This window comes from Vibrio anguillarum, from assembly GCF_003390515.1.
In the GTDB taxonomy this organism is placed as follows: Bacteria; Pseudomonadota; Gammaproteobacteria; order Enterobacterales; family Vibrionaceae; genus Vibrio; species Vibrio anguillarum.
In genome coordinates this window covers 2565349-2584841 of record NZ_CP031479.1, presented here as the reverse complement: position 1 = coordinate 2584841, position 19493 = coordinate 2565349, and the positions used below count along the sequence as shown (strand labels likewise).

Annotated in this window: 16 protein-coding genes and 2 tRNA genes; 15 read left to right on the top strand and 3 right to left on the bottom strand. The window is 45.0% G+C overall.

What is annotated here, in order from left to right:
- Positions 1-53 precede the first annotated feature (53 nt).
- From folP to DD616_RS14880, 15 genes are all read left to right on the top strand, one after another.
- Positions 54-884, top strand: coding sequence for a dihydropteroate synthase (gene folP, locus DD616_RS14950; RefSeq protein ID WP_088731790.1), 831 nt, complete (start codon positions 54-56; stop codon positions 882-884).
- 22 nt (positions 885-906) lie between these two features.
- The gene (gene glmM / locus DD616_RS14945; RefSeq protein ID WP_088731793.1) at positions 907-2247 is read left to right on the top strand and encodes a phosphoglucosamine mutase; all 1341 of its coding nucleotides are present in this window, start codon (positions 907-909) and stop codon (positions 2245-2247) included.
- A 263-nt stretch (positions 2248-2510) separates the two neighbouring features.
- The gene (secG, locus tag DD616_RS14940; RefSeq protein WP_010318534.1) at positions 2511-2846 is read left to right on the top strand and encodes a preprotein translocase subunit SecG; all 336 of its coding nucleotides are present in this window, start codon (positions 2511-2513) and stop codon (positions 2844-2846) included.
- Positions 2847-2872: 26 nt separating this feature from the next.
- Positions 2873-2956, top strand: a tRNA-Leu gene (locus DD616_RS14935).
- A 54-nt stretch (positions 2957-3010) separates the two neighbouring features.
- A tRNA-Met gene (locus DD616_RS14930) sits at positions 3011-3087 on the top strand.
- A 210-nt stretch (positions 3088-3297) separates the two neighbouring features.
- Positions 3298-3753, top strand: coding sequence for a ribosome maturation factor RimP (gene rimP, locus DD616_RS14925; RefSeq protein ID WP_013857619.1), 456 nt, complete (start codon positions 3298-3300; stop codon positions 3751-3753).
- A gap of 36 nt (positions 3754-3789) precedes the next feature.
- A complete protein-coding gene (gene nusA, locus DD616_RS14920) occupies positions 3790-5277 on the top strand; it encodes a transcription termination factor NusA (protein WP_013857618.1) in 1488 nt (495 codons plus the stop codon).
- A 24-nt stretch (positions 5278-5301) separates the two neighbouring features.
- The gene (gene infB, locus DD616_RS14915) at positions 5302-8016 is read left to right on the top strand and encodes a translation initiation factor IF-2 (RefSeq protein WP_017043248.1); all 2715 of its coding nucleotides are present in this window, start codon (positions 5302-5304) and stop codon (positions 8014-8016) included.
- 105 nt (positions 8017-8121) lie between these two features.
- Positions 8122-8541, top strand: a complete 420-nt coding sequence (gene rbfA, locus DD616_RS14910; protein ID WP_208871868.1) for a 30S ribosome-binding factor RbfA — start codon at positions 8122-8124, stop codon at positions 8539-8541.
- Positions 8542-9492 (top strand): tRNA pseudouridine(55) synthase TruB, encoded by a 951-nt coding sequence (gene truB / locus DD616_RS14905; protein ID WP_208871867.1) that lies wholly within the window; start codon positions 8542-8544, stop codon positions 9490-9492.
- Positions 9493-9601: 109 nt separating this feature from the next.
- Entirely contained in the window at positions 9602-9871 is a 270-nt protein-coding gene (rpsO, locus tag DD616_RS14900; RefSeq protein ID WP_010318921.1) for a 30S ribosomal protein S15, read from the top strand.
- 316 nt (positions 9872-10187) lie between these two features.
- Positions 10188-12314, top strand: coding sequence for a polyribonucleotide nucleotidyltransferase (gene pnp / locus DD616_RS14895; RefSeq protein ID WP_208871866.1), 2127 nt, complete (start codon positions 10188-10190; stop codon positions 12312-12314).
- Between the two features lie 151 nt (positions 12315-12465).
- The gene (nlpI, locus tag DD616_RS14890; protein WP_170901130.1) at positions 12466-13386 is read left to right on the top strand and encodes a lipoprotein NlpI; all 921 of its coding nucleotides are present in this window, start codon (positions 12466-12468) and stop codon (positions 13384-13386) included.
- Positions 13387-13505: 119 nt separating this feature from the next.
- Positions 13506-13916, top strand: coding sequence for a MarR family winged helix-turn-helix transcriptional regulator (locus DD616_RS14885; protein ID WP_013857613.1), 411 nt, complete (start codon positions 13506-13508; stop codon positions 13914-13916).
- A gap of 40 nt (positions 13917-13956) precedes the next feature.
- Entirely contained in the window at positions 13957-15297 is a 1341-nt protein-coding gene (locus DD616_RS14880) for an MATE family efflux transporter (RefSeq protein WP_026029105.1), read from the top strand.
- A gap of 37 nt (positions 15298-15334) precedes the next feature.
- Here the strand turns inward: DD616_RS14880 and DD616_RS14875 are convergent, their stop codons facing one another.
- From DD616_RS14875 to DD616_RS14865, 3 genes are all read right to left on the bottom strand, one after another.
- Positions 15335-16213, bottom strand: coding sequence for a U32 family peptidase (locus DD616_RS14875; RefSeq protein ID WP_026028086.1), 879 nt, complete (start codon positions 16211-16213; stop codon positions 15335-15337).
- A gap of 16 nt (positions 16214-16229) precedes the next feature.
- Positions 16230-17243, bottom strand: a complete 1014-nt coding sequence (gene ubiU / locus DD616_RS14870) for a ubiquinone anaerobic biosynthesis protein UbiU (RefSeq protein ID WP_094143198.1) — start codon at positions 17241-17243, stop codon at positions 16230-16232.
- 101 nt (positions 17244-17344) lie between these two features.
- Positions 17345-19393: a bifunctional diguanylate cyclase/phosphodiesterase gene (locus DD616_RS14865; protein WP_026027438.1), complete on the bottom strand. Its 2049-nt coding sequence runs from the start codon at positions 19391-19393 to the stop codon at positions 17345-17347.
- Between the last annotated feature and the right edge of the window lie 100 nt (positions 19394-19493).

Here is a 19493-nt window from a genome sequence, read left to right as displayed (position 1 = left end):
AATATTCAAATTAAACCCCGAGCTTTCTCGGGGTTTTTGTGTTTTAGAGCAAAATGAAGATTCAAACCCCAACAAAGACACTTATCCTCGATCGTCCTCATGTCATGGGTATCTTGAACATGACACCGGATTCATTTTCCGATGGTGGAAAATTTAACGCGCTAGATTTGGCACTAGAGCATGCCGATAAAATGATTGCCGCAGGTGTCAGCATTATTGATATTGGAGGGGAGTCAACTCGGCCGGGGGCTCCAGAAGTGACTCTCGATGACGAATTATCTCGTGTTATTCCTATTATTAAAGCTATTCGTGCAAAGTATGACGTCTGGATTTCAATTGACACCAGTAAAGCTGAAGTGATGCGTCAGGCGGTTGAGGCTGGTGCTGACTTGATTAATGATGTTCGTGCACTGCAAGAGCCGGGGGCATTAGAGGTTGCGGCTAAAGCACAAGTGCCTGTCTGTATCATGCATATGCAAGGCCAGCCACGAACGATGCAAACCAGCCCACATTATCAAGATGTGTTAGCGGATGTTAAGCTCTTTCTAGAAGATCGAGTCGCAGCGTGCGAGCGCGCGGGGATCGCGCGTGCAAATATTATCCTCGACCCCGGTTTTGGATTTGGCAAAACCATTGAGCATAATTATTATCTGCTTGCACATCTAGACGCATTTCATCAACTAGGTTTGCCAATATTGGCTGGGATGTCCCGTAAGTCAATGATTTTTAAACTACTCAATAAAAAACCAGCTGAATGTATGGTGGCGAGCGTTACCTGTGCGGCTGTAGCGGCAATGAAAGGTGCACACATTATTCGTGTCCATGATGTGAACGAAACCATTGAAGCAATGAAAATAGTACAAACCATTATTCAAAATAGTTAACAATAATAATTAAGGAAAAATCATGTCTGACAAAAGACGTTACTTTGGTACAGATGGTGTCCGCGGTAAAGTTGGACAGTATCCTATCACTCCCGATTTCGTATTAAAACTTGGCTGGGCGGCTGGACGTGTATTGGCAAAACAAGGCACGAAAAAAGTCATTATTGGTAAAGATACGCGTATTTCAGGTTATATGCTTGAGTCGGCTCTAGAAGCGGGCTTAGCCGCTGCAGGATTAAAGGCGATTTTTACCGGACCTATGCCGACGCCAGCTGTTGCTTACCTGACTCAAACCTTTCGTGCGGAAGCGGGGATCGTGATCTCAGCGTCGCATAACCCTTATTACGATAACGGCATCAAATTCTTCTCATCCGAAGGGACTAAATTACCTGATGAAATTGAATTGGAGATCGAAGCTGAATTGGATAAACCGATTGAGTGTGTCGAGTCTGCCGAACTTGGTAAGGCTTCACGTATGGTCGACGCTGCAGGGCGGTATATCGAGTTTTGTAAAAGTACCTTTCCATCGCAATGGAATTTATCAAAGCTGAAAATCGTCGTTGACTGTGCTCATGGTGCCACCTATCACATCGCGCCTAATGTCTTTAAGGAACTTGGCGCTGAAGTGATAGCAATGGGGGTTGAGCCAGATGGTCTGAATATTAATGACGAAGTTGGAGCAACGGATGTACGTGCGTTGCAACAGCGCGTTGTGGCAGAAAAAGCAGATTTAGGACTGGCATTTGATGGTGATGGCGATCGCTTAATTATGGTTGATGAGCTTGGCAATAAAGTGGATGGAGATCAAATTGCCTATATCATCGCCCGTGATGCCCTGAGACGTGGAGAATTAAACGGTGGTGTTGTTGGAACACTAATGACAAACCTTGGTATGGAAAACGGCTTAAAGCAGTTAGGTATCCCTTTTGCGCGCGCGGCGGTTGGTGACCGTTATGTGATGGAAAAATTGCTGGCAAAAGGTTGGAAAATTGGCGCAGAAAATTCAGGGCACATCATACTGCTAGACAAAGTGACTACGGGTGATGCGATTGTTGCGGCGTTGCAAGTTCTTGCTTCCGTTGTGGGCAGTGAAATGTCGCTCAATGAACTGGCTAAAGGCATGACGCTTTACCCGCAGGTTTTAGAAAACGTACGTTTTAGTGGTGATTCCAACCCATTAGAAGCCGAAGCGGTAAAAGCAGCTGTAGCTGCCGTAGAAGCGGAACTTGGCAACCAAGGTCGAGTGCTCTTGCGTAAATCAGGTACTGAACCTTTATTGCGCGTGATGGTGGAAGGGGAAGATGCTGAGCTAGTAAAAAATTCAGCATTAAAGATAGCTCAAGCGGTTAAAGATAATTGCTAACCAGGCAAATAATATGAGTTAACCTAGGATTTCATGACCGTAATTCGGCTTGAAATCTTATGGTTAGCTATACATATAGGGTGTTGTTGCCCTTTTTTTAACCGCTTGAAGCATAAACTCCATTTTTTTATAAAATACTCCTTGTCAGCATGGGATGCATTCGTTAGTATTGCGTCCGCCTTCGTTGAGGAGGTCGCTAGCCTTGTTCAAGTCAGTTGATAAGAACGGCGCTGGCTCAACTATTTGGAACATAGGTGGAAGTAATGTTTACAGTTCTACTTGTGATTTACCTGTTGGCAGCGCTTGGTATCATTGGCCTAGTGTTAATTCAACAAGGTAAAGGCGCAGATATGGGAGCCTCTTTCGGTGCTGGCGCGTCAAACACTGTGTTTGGTGCTAGTGGCTCAGGAAATTTCCTAACCCGAATGACTGCAATTTTTGCAACCGTATTCTTCATTCTTAGTTTGGCATTGGGCAATTTGTCTACGCATAAAACTGAATCACAATGGATTGACCCAACTAAAGGTCAAGTGATTGAGCAAACTACGGACACAGCGAGTGACGTTCCAGTAAAATCTGGTGACGAAATCCCGCAATAACTTATCTTAGATAAGTACAAATAATTGCCGAGATGGTGAAATTGGTAGACACACTAGCATGAGGTGCTAGCGCCTTAGGTGTGAGGGTTCGAGTCCCTCTCTCGGCACCATTATTTACAAACTTGTAAATCACTTGATAGAGCGTATAATGCTCGCAAGTCGGACGCGGGGTGGAGCAGCTTGGTAGCTCGTCGGGCTCATAACCCGAAGGTCGTCGGTTCAAATCCGGCCCCCGCAACCAATTCTTTTTGGGTTTTGGATGCAAGTTTGTGCAGTGTCAACCTCACTGCAATTGAGAATTTAGATTCTCAATCATCAGGGTCCAGCAACAAAAAACCCCGACTAATCGGGGTTTTTTGTTATCTGAGTTTCTCAAGTATGAGATTTTCAGATAGTTGCTTGGAATTTAAATTGGGCTCTGTGCCCTTTTTTTGTTTCTGGAGTGGTTTAAATGACTGGTTTAGAAAGACAACTTACTGAAATGCTTGACGCTCCAGTAGCGGCATCAGGTTATGAGTTAGTTGGATTAGAATTTATTCGTGCCGGAGAGCACTCAACATTACGCATCTATATTGATCATGAAAACGGTATTAACGTTGATGATTGCGCAGAAGTGAGCCATCAAGTGAGTGCTGTGCTCGATGTTGAAGATCCAATTTCTGTGGCTTACAACCTAGAAGTTTCTTCACCAGGTTTAGAGAGACCACTTTTTAAAGCAGCGCATTATGAACAGTTTATTGGTCACGAAGTCAGCATCGTTTTGAAAATGGGTGTCGGCAACCGTCGCAAATGGAAAGGAATTATCCATTCTATTGATGGCGAAACCGTTGCAATTAGCGTTGATGGGAAAGAAGAACTATTTGCGCTAAGCAATATTTCTAAAGCTAACCTGATCCCTAAATTTTAGTTCTCCTAGAGAAAAGAGCTTAAGAGGCTAGATTAAATGAGTAAAGAAATTTTAGCGGTAGTTGAGGCGGTTTCGAACGAGAAAGCCGTACCTCGTGAGCGTATTTTTGAGGCGCTTGAAACTGCGCTTGCCACATCAACAAAGAAGAAACATGAAATTGAAGTCGATGTACGTGTTGCTATCGACCGTAAAACGGGTGAGTTTGAAACTTTTCGCCGTTGGTTAATCGTTGAAAATGTTGAACATCCAACAAAAGAAATTTCATACGATGCAGCTAAATACGACGACGAAACAGCTGAACTTGGTCAATATATTGAAGATCAAATTGAATCAGTGACCTTTGACCGTATTACAACACAAACAGCAAAACAAGTTATCGTACAAAAAGTGCGTGAAGCTGAACGTGCGCAAATCGTCGAACAGTTTATTGATAACGAAGGTGAGTTGGTTACTGGCGTTGTTAAGAAAGTAAACCGTGATTCGGTTATTCTGGATTTAGGTAATAACGCTGAAGCGGTTATTTTACGTGATGACCAGCTACCGCGTGAAAACTTTCGTCCAGGTGACCGAGTTCGTGGTCTGCTATATGCTGTACGCCCTGAAGCGCGCGGATTCCAACTCTTCATTACTCGTTCAAAACCAGAAATGCTCGCTGAGCTATTCCGTGTAGAAGTGCCAGAAATCGGTGAAGAGCTGATTGAATTGAAAGCCGCGGCTCGTGATCCGGGTTCGCGTGCGAAAATTGCAGTCAAAACCAATGACAAACGCATTGACCCTGTGGGCGCGTGTGTCGGTATGCGTGGAGCACGTGTTCAAGCCGTATCGAGTGAGCTCGGCGGTGAGCGCATTGATATCGTTCTTTGGGATGATAACCCAGCTCAATTTGTTATCAATGCAATGGCACCAGCAGATGTTGCATCGATCATCATGGATGAAGATACGCACTCAATTGATATTGCTGTTGAAGCGGATAACCTAGCGCAAGCAATTGGTCGTAATGGTCAAAACGTACGTCTCGCTTCTCAACTGACTGGTTGGGAATTGAATGTTATGACGGTTGCTGATCTACAGAAAAAACATCAAGAAGAATCGATGGCTTCTATTGAAAACTTCATGAAGTACCTCGATATCGAGCAAGACTTCGCTGAGTTATTGGTTGAAGAAGGCTTCTCAACGCTTGAAGAAGTGGCTTATGTGCCAGTTGCTGAGCTACTTGAAGTTGACGGCCTAGATGAAGATATCATCGAAGCATTGCGTACTCGCGCGAAGAATGCGTTGACCACGATTGCGCTAGCACAAGAAGAGTCTTTTGAAGGGCTAGAGCCAGCAGAAGATCTGCTCGCACTAGAAGGTTTAGAGCGTGAAATGGCCTTTAAACTCGCAGCGAAAGGCATAGTCACATTAGAAGATCTTGCTGACCAAGGTATTGATGACCTCGAAAATATTGAAGGTCTAACAGAAGAGCGTGCAGGTCAATTGATCATGGCAGCGCGCAATATTTGTTGGTTTAGCGAAGAAGAATAATTCTCAGCAAGGGGAGAGAGCGGCATGACACAACTTACAGTTAAAGCACTGAGTGAAGAAATTGGTACGCCAGTTGACCGCTTGTTAGAACAACTTGCTGATGCAGGCATGAACAAAACGAGTTCTGATAACGTTTCTGATGATGAAAAGCATAAGCTACTGTCACATCTTAGAAAAGAGCACGGTGATACCACTGGTGACTCAGAGCCGACTCGTTTGACGTTGCAGCGAAAAACACGCAGCACATTGAGCGTCAATGCCGGCGGCGGCAAAAGTAAGAATGTTCAAGTTGAAGTGCGTAAAAAACGTACCTACGTTAAGCGCAGTGCAGTAGACGATGAAGCAACACGTGAAGCGGAAGAAGCCGCGCAACGTGAAGCACAAGAATTAGCAGCGCGTGAAGCACAAGCAAAAGCAGAGCGCGAAGCCGAAGAAAAAGCAAAGCGTGAAGCCGAAGAAAAAGCGAAGCGTGAGGCACAAGAGAAAGCGAAGGTTGAAGCACAAACGAATGCAACAGCTAACGCGGATGAGAAAGCAAAACGTTCTGCAGTGAAACCAGAACTTTCTGCTGAAAATAAAATGAAGCAAGAAGCAGCGCGAAAAGAAGCCGAAGAGCTTAAACGTCGTCAAGAAGCCGAAGCATTACGTAAAGCTGAAGAGGAAAGTCAGCGCCAGCTAGAAATAGCACGTGAATTGGCTGAGAAGAATAAAGAGCGTTGGTCTGCTGAAGAAGAGAAAAAGGGTAGTATGGAAGAAAATACAGATTACCATGTTACGACTTCAACGTATGCACGTGAAGCCGAAGATGAAGCAGATCGCCGTGAAGAAGGTGCTAGCCGTAAATCTACGAAAGCTAATAAGAGCAAAATCTCATCTCAGGATGATAAGCAAGAGCGCGGTACGCGCCGAGGCAAAGCTCGTAAAGGTCGTATGGCTAAACCTGCATCGATGCAACATGGTTTTGATAAAACAGCGGTTGTCGCTAAGCAAGATGTTGTGATCGGTGAAACGATTGTTCTTTCTGAACTGGCAAACAAAATGTCAGTGAAAGCAACTGAAGTTATCAAAGTGATGATGAAGATGGGCGCTATGGCAACCATCAACCAAGTGATCGACCAAGAAACCGCGCAATTAGTCGCTGAAGAAATGGGTCATAAAGTTCTCATCCGCAAAGAGAATGAACTGGAAGAAGCGATCCTTTCTGACCGTGATAACAAGTTTGAAGCAGTGCCTCGTGCGCCAGTTGTGACTATCATGGGCCACGTTGATCACGGTAAGACATCAACACTTGATTACATCCGTCGCACACACGTTGCATCAGGCGAGGCCGGTGGTATTACTCAGCACATTGGTGCTTACCACGTTGAAACACCAAACGGTATGATCACCTTCCTTGATACTCCTGGACACGCTGCGTTTACTTCAATGCGTGCTCGTGGTGCTCAAGCGACAGATATCGTTGTATTGGTTGTTGCAGCAGATGATGGCGTGATGCCACAAACGGTTGAAGCGATTCAACATGCGAAAGCGGCGAATGTGCCACTTATCGTTGCAGTGAACAAAATCGATAAAGATGGTGCGAACCCAGATGGCGTGAAAAATGAGCTTGCTCAACACAACATCATTCCTGAAGAGTGGGGCGGTGAGAACATGTTTGTTCACATCTCTGCGAAACAGGGAACTAATATTGATGGCCTACTAGAAGCTATCCTACTTCAAGCTGAAGTTCTTGAGCTTCATGCTGTTAAAGATGGTATGGCGTCTGGTGTGGTGGTTGAATCTCGTCTTGATAAAGGCCGTGGCCCTGTAGCAACCGTTCTTGTTCAATCAGGAACACTACGCAAAGGCGACATCGTACTGTGTGGTCAAGAATATGGCCGTGTTCGTGCGATGCGCGACGAAACTGGTAACGAAGTTACGGAAGCGGGCCCATCAATTCCTGTTGAAATTCTAGGTTTGTCTGGTGTTCCAGCTGCCGGTGATGAAGCAACAGTGGTACGTGATGAGCGTAAAGCACGTGAAGTGGCAAATTATCGTCAAGGTAAATTCCGTGATGTGAAGCTTGCACGTCAGCAGAAATCTAAGCTCGAAAACATGTTCTCTAACATGACAGCGGGCGAAGTGGCTGAACTGAACGTGGTACTAAAAGCAGACGTTCAAGGTTCGGTTGAAGCCATTGCTGATTCACTGCGTAACCTTTCAACTGATGAAGTGAAAGTGAACATCGTGGGTTCTGGTGTGGGTGGTATCACAGAAACTGACGCAGTACTTGCAGCAGCTTCTAACGCTATCGTACTTGGCTTTAACGTTCGTGCTGATGCATCAGCTCGTCGTACTATCGAATCTGAAAACTTAGACCTACGTTACTACTCAATCATTTATCAATTGATTGATGAAGTAAAAGCGGCCATGAGCGGCATGCTAGCACCAGAGTTTAAGCAAGAGATCATTGGTCTTGCTCAGGTTCGTGAAGTATTTAAATCACCTAAACTAGGTGCAGTTGCTGGTTGTATGGTGACTGAAGGCGTTATCAAACGTAATAGCCCTATCCGTGTTCTACGTGATAACGTGGTTATCTACGAAGGTGAGCTTGAGTCGCTACGTCGCTTTAAAGATGACGTGCAAGAAGTGAAGAATGGCTACGAATGTGGTATCGGCGTTAAGAACTACAATGATGTTCGCGTTGGTGACCAAATCGAAGTCTTCGAAACAGTGGAAATTAAACGTACACTGGATTAATTGACTGACGTTGCTGTATTGAAATAGACAGTAATCGGTTGTTGAATACACCATGGGGGGCTGGGTTGAACCATCCCCCCATTCTTTCTATATGTGAGAAAAGATATGTCAAAAGAATTTAGCCGCACGCAGCGCGTATCCCAACAGCTGCAAAAAGAACTCGCCATGATCATACAACGTGAAGTCCGTGACTCACGCTTAGGTATGGTGACTATTTCAGAAGTCGAAGTGTCACGTGACCTTGCTTATGCAAAAGTGTTTGTGACGTTTCTATGCGTTGGTGAGCAGACCCCAGAAAGCTGCTTAGCTGCGTTAAAAGAGCATGAAGTTCATATCCGCATGATGCTTGGTAAACGTATTCGCTTACGTTTGACACCAGAAATTCGCTTCACTTATGACAATACTTTGGTTGAAGGTATGCGCATGTCCAACTTGGTGACTGAAGTGGTCAGCAATGATAAGCGCAGACAGAAAGATGCAGGGCGTGAAGATGAAGCGTCTGCAGAAGAAGAAGGGAATGAATAGATGGCTCGTCGTCGTAAAGGTCGCCCAATCAACGGGGTAATTTTACTGGATAAGCCAACGGGTATCTCCTCGAATGATGCCTTACAAAAAGTAAAACGTATTTATTTTGCAGAAAAAGCCGGACACACTGGCGCGCTCGATCCTTTGGCAACAGGAATGTTGCCTATTTGCCTTGGTGAAGCGACAAAATTCTCTCAGTTTTTACTTGATTCAGATAAGCGTTATCGAGTCATTGCAAAACTGGGTGAGAGAACCAATACCTCTGATTCAGACGGAGAGGTAGTGGAAACACGTCCAATCAATGTGCAATTAAATACCCTACGAGAGTGCATCGAGCGTTTTCGTGGTGAAACCGACCAAATTCCGTCAATGTTTTCTGCACTGAAATATCAAGGCCGTCCTCTATATGAATACGCTCGTGAAGGCATTGATATTCCGCGCGAATCTCGAAAAATCACTGTCTATGATATTGAATTGATCCGTTTCGAAGGTGATGAAGTTGAAATGGATGTGCACTGTTCGAAAGGCACTTATATCCGTACTATCGTGGATGACTTAGGTGAAATGCTTGGTTGTGGCGCACATGTGACCATGCTGCGTCGTACTGCGGTCGCGAAGTACCCATATGAGAAGATGGTGACTTTAGAGCAACTTGATGCATTGCTGCAACAGGCGCTGCGTGATGATGTCGCACCGAAAAATGTGTTGGACTCGTTATTGATGCCAATGGACAGTGCGGTGCAAGATTTGCCGGAAGTTAACCTTATTCCTGAGTTGGCAGACATGGTACAACATGGCCAACCAGTGCAAGTGTTGGGTGTGCCACTTGATGGCACAGTGCGCATGACCATGGGTGAAGAGAAACTCTTTATCGGTGTGGGTGAAATTGACCAAGATGGTCGTGTTGCGCCTAAGCGATTGGTCGTTTTTAGAGACGAAGAGTCGCTTTAAATAGCTATTGCTTAACGTTGGGGATTTCCCTATAATCCCGGCTTCGCGTAGCGGCTGAATCAGAGATTGGCTGCTACACCTTTAAACTTACTCTTATTAGGAGAGCATTATGTCTCTGAATGCAGAAACTAAAGCGGCAATCGTTGCTGAATACGCACGTGGCGAAGGCGACACTGGTTCACCAGAAGTACAAGTAGCACTACTAACTGCTTCTATCAACCACCTACAAGGTCACTTCAAAACTCACAAAGGCGATCACCACAGCCGTCGTGGTCTACTACGTATGGTTTCAAGCCGTCGTAAGCTTCTAGACTACCTAAAAGGTAAAGATTTAGGTCGTTACCAAGACCTAATCAAACGTCTTGAGCTACGTCGCTAAGATCAGTTTGTTCAGAAAAGGGGCTTTTAGCCCCTTTTTTGTTATCTAAATTTGGCACAATCTCTCCTAAGTCGCTATACTACCCGCCGTTAAAGTGTGTTGTATGTACTTTAACGCTTCATACTCATAGCATTACAGTCACCGAAGTCGGCCAGCAGGTCGCGGCTATTAAAAGTAGCGTTCAGATACCAGTGGGAGCGGCAAGCCCAACGCTTTGTTTCCCGTGATATAGAGCCTATTTTTACTAGTCGCGATTCGTAATGTCTTGAGTGTTATTTCATTCAATCTAGAGGCAACTCTAGAGCAAGGATAAACAATGTTTGATAAACCAGTAGTGAAATCATTCCAATACGGTAATCATACCGTCACTCTAGAAACCGGCGTTATCGCACGCCAAGCTACATCGGCTGTTATGGTCACTATGAACGATACCGCGGTATTCGTTTCTGTTGTTGGTAAAAAAGAAGCAGTAGAAGGTCAAGACTTCTTCCCTCTTACTGTTAACTACCAAGAGCGTACTTACGCAGCGGGTAAAATTCCAGGTGGCTTCTTCAAGCGTGAAGGTCGTCCATCAGAAGGCGAAACTTTGACTGCGCGTCTGATTGACCGCCCAATTCGTCCTCTTTTCCCTAATGCATTTAAAAATGAAGTTCAAGTCATCGCGACAGTGATGTCTGTAAACCCAGACGTTCAACCTGACATCGTAACTATGATTGGTACTTCAGCAGCACTTGCTATCTCTGGTATTCCATTCAATGGTCCTATTGGCGCGGCGCGCGTGGGTCACATTGATGGTCAATTAGTGCTTAACCCTAGCATGACCGAGCTTGCAGTATCTCGTCTTGATCTTGTGGTTGCAGGTACAGACAACGCAGTGCTGATGGTTGAGTCAGAAGCGGATAACCTAACTGAAGAAGAAATGCTAGCAGCGGTTGTTTACGGCCACGACCAACAACAAGCTGTGATTAAAGCGATCAATGAATTTGCTGTTGAAGTTGCCACTCCAGCTTGGGATTGGGTTGCTCCTCAAGAGAACACAGTACTTAACAGCAAGATCGCTGAACTAGCAGAAGCTAAGCTTGTTGAAGCTTACAAAATCACTGAAAAAATGGCTCGTTACGACCGTATTCATGAAATTGCTGCTGAAGTAAACAAAGTAATTCTTGCTGAAGATCCTGAAGCAAATGCGAAAGAAATCCACACTATCTTCCACGATCTAGAGAAGACGGTTGTACGTCGTAGCATTATTGCTGGCAACCCACGTATTGACGGTCGTGAAAAAGACATGGTTCGTGCGCTAGACGTACGCACTGGTATTCTTCCTCGTACTCACGGTTCTGCACTATTTACTCGTGGTGAAACTCAGGCAATCGTAACCGCTACTCTTGGTACTCAGCGTGATGCTCAAATCATCGATGAGCTAACAGGTGAGCGTAAAGATAACTTCCTACTACACTACAACTTCCCTCCATACTGTGTGGGCGAAACTGGTTTTGTAGGCTCTCCTAAGCGTCGTGAAATCGGCCACGGTAAACTGGCTAAGCGTGGTATCGCTGCCGTTATGCCTTCAGTGGAAGAGTTCCCATACACAGTTCGTGTAGTATCAGAAATCACAGAATCTAACGGTTCATCTTCAATGGCTTCGGTATGTGGTACTTCTCTTGCTCTGATGGATGCAGGTGTACCAATCAAGTCTTCAGTTGCAGGTATTGCAATGGGTCTTGTTAAAGAAGGCGATGATTTCGTTGTTCTTTCTGACATTCTTGGTGATGAAGATCACCTAGGTGACATGGACTTTAAAGTAGCGGGTACTAACCAAGGTATCACTGCACTGCAAATGGACATTAAGATCGAAGGTATCACCAAAGAGATCATGCAAATTGCGCTAAACCAAGCACAAGGTGCACGTAAGCATATCCTTTCTGTGATGGATCAAGCGATCTCTGGTGCTCGTGCTGAGATTTCTGAATTTGCACCACGCATTTACACCATGAAGATCAGCTCTGAGAAAATCAAAGACGTGATCGGTAAAGGTGGTGCTGTGATCCGTGCTCTAACTGAAGAGACGGGCACAACCATCGAAATCGAAGATGACGGCACAATCAAGATTGCGGCAACCGATAGCGCTCAAGCTAAAGAAGCGATTCGTCGCATTGAAGAGATCACGGCTGAAGTTGAAGTCGGCGCTATCTATACTGGTAAGGTCGCTCGTCTGGCTGATTTTGGCGCGTTCGTTAACATTCTTCCTGGTAAAGATGGTCTGGTACACATTTCTCAAATCGCGGATCAACGCATCGAGAAAGTGTCTGATTACTTGAAAGAAGGCCAAGAAGTTCAAGTTAAAGTACTTGAAATCGACCGCCAAGGCCGTGTTCGTCTAAGCATGAAAGAAGCGGTAGAGAAACCAGCTGAAGAAGTTGTTGCAGCACCAACGGCTGAATAAGCCACTTTAAGCTTGAGAAGCACGGCGCTTTAGTCGCCTTTTCAACATAAAGCATGATATAAAGGGAGCGTTATTCGCTCCCTTTTTCATGCCTAGATTAATGCGATACACCCACTTATCTTGGGCTTTGGGGTACACAGGAGTTTTATTTGTGAAATGGTTTCCAACGGCCGCATTGAGTGCTTTGATACTGATAATGTCGGGCTGCGCGTCAACTCAAAATGACAATCAAAGTCAATGGGTATACCCTCCGATGGCAGTGCCATTGCAGTCTTCATTACAGCAACAAGTTCAGATAGCGCGTTTGACGCAACTGTTACAACGTACTGATCTGCCTGATGATGTGCGGGCCAAAATGTTTTATGAGCGTGGTAACAACTATGACAGTGTTGGGCTACGCACTTTAGCACGTTTAGATTTTGAGCAGTCACTCGCGCTTAACCCGGCGCAGCCTGATATCTTTAATTTATTAGGCGTGTATTACACGCAAGTTGCAGAGTTTGATGCCGCTTATGAGGCATTTGATTCGACATTAGAACTTGAACCTGACAATTTTTACGCTGAGCGTAACAGAGCCATCGCACTTTATTACGGCGACCGTACAGAACTTGCGTTAGAAGAGATTCGCGCACATTATCAACATGATCCTAGCGATCCTTTCCGTGCATTGTGGCTATATATTATTCAAAGTGAAAGCGAGCCTTTGCAGGCACGTGTGGATCTCTTCAATCGCTATCAAGTTCGAGATGATCAATGGGGATGGCTCTTGGTTGCGTTAACGCTTAAGGAGATATCGGAAGAGCAAGCTTTTAAGATGATCTTAGAAGAAGGCAGCGGTAATGCGATACAAGCACAGCGTTTAACTGAGGTCTATTTTTATCTCGCTAAGCGTTACCAGCAAGAGGGAAATTACGCGCACGCGATCGCCTTGTACAAGCTTGCGTTGTCATTTAACGTCTACGAATATGTTGAGCATCGATACGCTTATCTTGAATTGGGGAAAATTTTCCAGCAAGTAAGAGCCGACTATTTAGCTAAGGCGAAAGCTGAGCAGCCAGAGTCTCAGCAATAAGTACCTTATTATATCCTTTTCCTTAAAGCCGCTGACTTTTTCAGCGGCTTTTTTGTTGCTTAACGATCTAAAGATCCATAAAATAGTTAGCCTTGATAACCATTTTGATTTGAAAAACAGTGAAACTAGAAGCTAACTTAGAAAAATTAGAGCGTTTTAGTGCCAAAATCTGGCGTCGGTATAGCAAAGCTGATCCCATTTCACAATTGAGCTTTAATGAATATGATTACCTTAAAGTGATTCAAAGCTCTTCTTTGCCACTGCGCTTAACTGATTTAGCTAATGAGATGGAAGTGAGTAAACCATCGGTATCAAATATGGTTAAAAGGCTTAAAAATAAAGGGTTAGTTCAGACGGCGCAATGCCAAGATGATGCGCGTTCTTACCGAGTTTCTCTCACCGATACTGCGCGTGAGCATTTAGCGGATGAAGCGAAAGTGTACGCTGTTGTCGCAGAGCAAGTGATTAAGCATCTCTCGGAAGAAGAAGCACTGTGTTTTAATATGTTGTTATCCAAAGTATTACTTTAATTTACTTATATAGTTAGCCTTGCTAACTATGGTGTCTGTTATGAAAAATTCAATTTACCGCCAATTTTGGCGCTATACCATTCCGACCGTGGCAGCTATGTTAGTCAATGGCTTGTATCAAGTGGTGGATGGTATTTTTATTGGTCATTATGTTGGTGCTGAGGGATTGGCGGGCATTAACGTTGCGTGGCCTATTATTGGCTTTATTTTAGGGCTTGGCATGTTGGTGGGCGTTGGAACTGGTGCTCTGGCTTCGATCAAGCAAGGTGAAGGGAACATGGCGGCAGCTAAGCAAGTGCTTGCTACTGGTCTATTGTTGCTTGTGATGCTAGCTCCCGTGGTGGCGACAATTCTATGGTTTCTTGCGGACGATTTCATTGCGTGGCAAGGCGTTGAAGGACGAGTCTACGAACTTGGCTTGCAATATTTGCAGGTATTAGTGATCGCTTGTGTCTTTACGCTTGGCTCTATTGCGATGCCTTTCTTGTTACGAAACGACGACAGCCCTAATTTAGCCACATTACTGATGGTGAGTGGTGCGATAATCAATATTCTCTTTGATTATCTGTTTATTGCCGTTTTACATTGGGAACTTACTGGTGCCGCCATAGCAACGGCACTCGCACAATTAAGTGTGACTGTATTAGGTATAGGCTATTTCTTTTCGACGCGAGCCAAGTTGCAGCTGTCACTCTCGGTGATGAGGGTGCAATGGTCGTTGTTACCTAAGATTGTTGCGATTGGTACTTCAAGCTTTTTTATGTATGCCTACGGTTCGATGATGGTAGCGGTGCACAACAGTCTATTTGCTCACTATGGCAGCGCAGTACTTGTTGGGGCATACGCGATATTAGGCTATATCGTCACGGTTTATTACTTAACGGCAGAGGGCATCGCGAATGGTATGCAGCCGTTAGTTAGCTTCAATTATGGTGCTAAAAACTATCTTCATATTAGAAAACTGCTCAAAATTGCAATGAGCATTGCCGTGCTTGGCGGGTTGGGTTTTGTGGTGCTGCTGAACTTGTTTTCCACTCAGGTTGTTGCGGTCTTCAATTCAACTGACCCGCAATTGATGGCAAGCGCTGTACTGGGCTTAAAACTGCATATGTTCGCGCTGTTTTTGGATGGATTTTTAGTTGTCGCCGCCGCCTTTTATCAAGCGACTAATCGCGGCAGTAAGGCGATGTTTGTCACCATTGGTAATATGGCGATCCAACTACCGTTCTTGTATTTGTTACCTAAGTTATATGGTGTGACTGGTGTGTGGATTGCCTTCCCCATTTCCAATATTGCGTTAAGTTTGGTGGTGGGTTTGATGTTGTGGCGAGATTTGCGTGCACTACCTTGTGATAACGCGAAGCAAACCGTGTTCGCTTAACAAGAGCCTCCCCCTTGTCTCTAGGGGGAGGCTACGCTCAGCTTTGTTGAATCGCTAGGCCCGGTAATTGGTGCCAATAGCCGTTACACTGGTGATTGGTTAAAGGGGAGGGATGCTCTCCTTTTTCATTGGCCTTGAACTGCGACAGATGCTCGAATGTCTCAAGACCAAGTGGGCTTAAACGAACGACATCGACCAATCCCGCCATGCTTGGCAAATCATTAGCAAGGTTATAGCAATAGCCCGATTGGGTTTGGATACCGTTGAGGTTAAATACTGCTTGGCCTTCTTGGCTGTGAACCTGAATTCCGGTTGGATACTTGATACAGCAAGTCTCACATTCATCCTTCGCGCGATTTTCAGCCCGTGCGGTAAAGCAGCGTGCGGAGTAAGCCAGTGGCAGGTATCCGTGGCTAAAAACTTCTACTTCAAACTGGTTTTTGATACCAAGCTCATCACATTGTTGCAATACATTGATTAGCCAATCACGGGAGAGTTCAACAGGCATGCACCAACGGATCATCCCTTGCTTTAGGAACAGTTGCAGTGTGCGCGCGTTGTAAGCATTCACGGCGGGCCCAACCACAAAAGGAAGGCGTTTTTCACTGGCGAGTTGAATCGCCGAAACGTCATTTGCTTCAATCGCAAAATCGCCATTCTCAATATACTTTTTCATCACATTGATTTCGCTCGGCGCTTCCAGTAGCGCCATGGTTGAGATCACAACCTGTTTACCCGCTTGTGAAAGCGCTTTGGCGATCTCAAACCAGTGTTGTGGTTTTATCTCACGTCGCTTGGAGCAGACCGATTCACCCAAATAGATCACATCAGCAGGGCTATTGATTGCCTGTTGATAAAAACTTTCTACCTCTTGTTTGGGCCAGAAATAGAGTAAAGGACCCAGCGCATATTTCATTCTCTTCTCCATTCTCTTATTGCCATTGGCGATGGTACGCGCCGAGTGTCGTTTGCGTGCCTTCAGAAACGTTGGCTAAGGCGGTATTCCAAGCCGTTTCTACTTGGTAGGCTTGTGGATTTGCTTGGTAGCGATCAATCGCCGCTCGCCAGGTTTTAGTCACTTGCTCCACATATGCAGGGCTACGTTGGCGACCTTCAATTTTGACGGAAGCAACGTTGGCTGCAAACAGTTCTGGTAATAGTGATAACGTATTTAAACTGGTTGGTTCTTCCAGTGCGTGGTAGCGTTTAGGTTGCCCATCGATCTGCGCTTCAAAACGACCTTTGCACAAGGTTGGGTAGCCTGCATTTTCTCCGGCTGCGTATTTATCAATCAAAATTTCGTTTAAGCGAGATTCCAAACCTGAGTCCGTTTCTTGCCAGCGGACGTACTTCGCGGGCGAACAGGCTCCGACAGTATTGGGTGATTCTCCCGTCATATAGGAAGAGAGATAACAGCGCCCTTCAGACATAATACATAAGCTGCCAAAGGCAAATACTTCAAGCTCGACGTCACTCATCATATTACGTGAGAGCTGTTTGACTTGATGGATTGATAGCACTCGTGGTAACACCACTCGTTTTATATTGAAATTTTGTTTATAAAACTCGATAGCGGCGACGTTGGTGGCAGAGGCTTGCACAGAAAGATGCAGTTCCAGATCTGGATATCTGTTAGTGGCATAATCCAATACCGCGATATCGGCGATGATCAACGCATCCACGCCTAAACTGGCGGCATTATCGACGGCGTGAGTCCAACGCTCGAAGCCATTAGGGTGGGCGAAGGTATTTAACGCGACATGAATTTTTTTATGGTGATCATGAACATATTGCACCGCTTTATCTAACTTCTTACCTGCGAAATTAAGGCCAGCAAAGTGGCGAGCATTAGTATCATCTTTGAAGCCGATATAAACCGCATCTGCACCACAATCGATCGCTGTTTTTAGAGCAGGCAGGTTACCTGCAGGACATAAAAGTTCCATTGATCCGTACGATATCTAAGGGAAAGTAGTGGTATTTTATGAAGCATTATGAATAGCAAATTTGATGTAAGGCAGGTTTGGGGCGAATAAACGAGATTTACTTATTTGGGAGTAGAACGATGACGACGATTTTGAACGAATAACTCTTCTACTTCCTGCCTCGGTTGTGGCCGATAAAAATGGAAGCCTTGAATTGAGTTACAGTTGAGATTAGAGAGTAGCGTGGCTTGTTGTTGGGTTTCCACACCTTCGGCAACGACCGTTAAGTTGAGTGATTTACCTAAATTGATGATGTTTTCAATGACGGTGATTTGTTTAGGAAGTGTATCGATATCCGTTATAAAAGCGCGGTCAATTTTAAGTTCATCAATCGGGAAGCGAGCGAGGTAAGAGAGCGAGGAATACCCCGTACCAAAGTCGTCAATGGACAGAGAAAAGCCCAGTTTTTTGATCGCGTTCAACATTTGCAAGGTGTGTTCGCTGTCGCTCATGACGGCACTTTCAGTCAGTTCAAATGTGATGCAGTTTGGATCAAGCTCCGTGGTGCGAAGCAGTTTTTCCATATAATCAATCAACTTCGGGTTACAAAACTGTTCGGGCGATAAATTGATCGCCACGCGACCTGGTAAAATACCTTGCAGCTTCCAGCGTTTTACGGTCGAGAAGACATCACGCATCACCACTCGGCCTAAATGTTCAATCAGCCCAGCTTTTTCCGCGACAGGGATAAAAGCGCCCGGGTTGATATACCCTTCCACAGGGTGTTTCCAGCGCACCAAAGCTTCCGCACCATTGATGCTGAAGTCGCGAGCATTTACTTTCGGTTGATACCACACTTCAAGGCCATTTTGTTGCAGCGCTTTTTGCAGTTCAATTTCAAGCCATAAGCGCATGCGCGCTTCTTTGTTCATTTGATCGTTGAACTTAATCAGACGGTTTCTACCACGATCTTTGGCTTCATACATCGCCGTATCGGCATTTTGCAACAATACGCGTGCATCGCTACCGTCACCAGGGTAGGCGACACTACCTATGGAGCAGGCTAAGCGTTTACTGAAATGGTGCAGATCAAACGGTTGGTTAATCAAAGAAATGATGCGTTCAGCCAACATTTCAGCGGCGCGACTATTTTCAGGATCAGGCAGTATTAGTCCAAATTCATCGCCGCCAAGGTGGCCCACAATCGCTTGTTGCGGTAGTAAACGTTTCAGCCGTGCTGAGACCTCTTTAATGACTTTATCGCCAATATGATGGCCTAAAGAGTCATTGATGTTTTTGAAGTTATCAATGTCTAAATAGAGCATCACAAGGGGTGTTTCATTTTGAATGAACTGTTCTAAACGTTTAGTGAAACCAAAACGGTTATACAAGTTAGTCAGCGAGTCAATGTGGATATCGGCATGCATAGTCGAAGACAACTGCTTAGGTGCATCTTCTGCATCTTGAATCAAAATCAGTTGTGAGCTATTGCCCAGCACGACGGTGGCTCCAGCGTGCAGTTGAACTTTACGTTCAAAGCCACACTTTGGCCCAGTGAGGCAGACCAATGGTGCCCCTGCGAGTAATAAACTAAGTGGAGAGCTGAATACGGTTTTACTTTTTTCATCGACAAACAAGCGCGATAACTCTTCACCAAGAAGCTCTGAGGTATTTTCAAAACCGAGTAAACGAGCCGATGCGGGGTTAGCAGAGATAATGCAGTCGTCATCGACCAGCAACAATCCATCGGGAAGCAAGCTAGTCAAGGTTGAAAACTTATTTTCCGACTCTTCTAATGAGCGAATGAGGATCTGTTTTTCGGAGGTGTCGATGGCGTGAAACACAATATTTTCGACTTTTTTATCACCCATGATAGGTGATAAAGAGAAATGCAAACTCGTTTCTAAATCGATCTCGTGAAGAGTCAGTTCGGTCTCAAGCGTTTCTCCTTGAAATGCCCGTTCATAATAGGGTTTGAGATGGCGGTAGAAATGCTCACCCAGAATTTGTGAGTCATTCATTCCAACCAATTCGGTTGTGCTCAGCCCTGCAATATCACAATAACGTTCATTGACCATCACATAGTTATGTTGGTCGTTCAAGATGGCAAAAAAGAACGGACTGTTCGACGTGATTTTTGCAAACCAATGTTGTAAATGTTGCGAAGGCATCAAGCTACTACCACTCTCCAGAGCACTTATATTCATGAGGATGTTACAACGTAAGTAACACATTAACTATAACTTTGATTACTAAGCTAGAAAAGGTTCT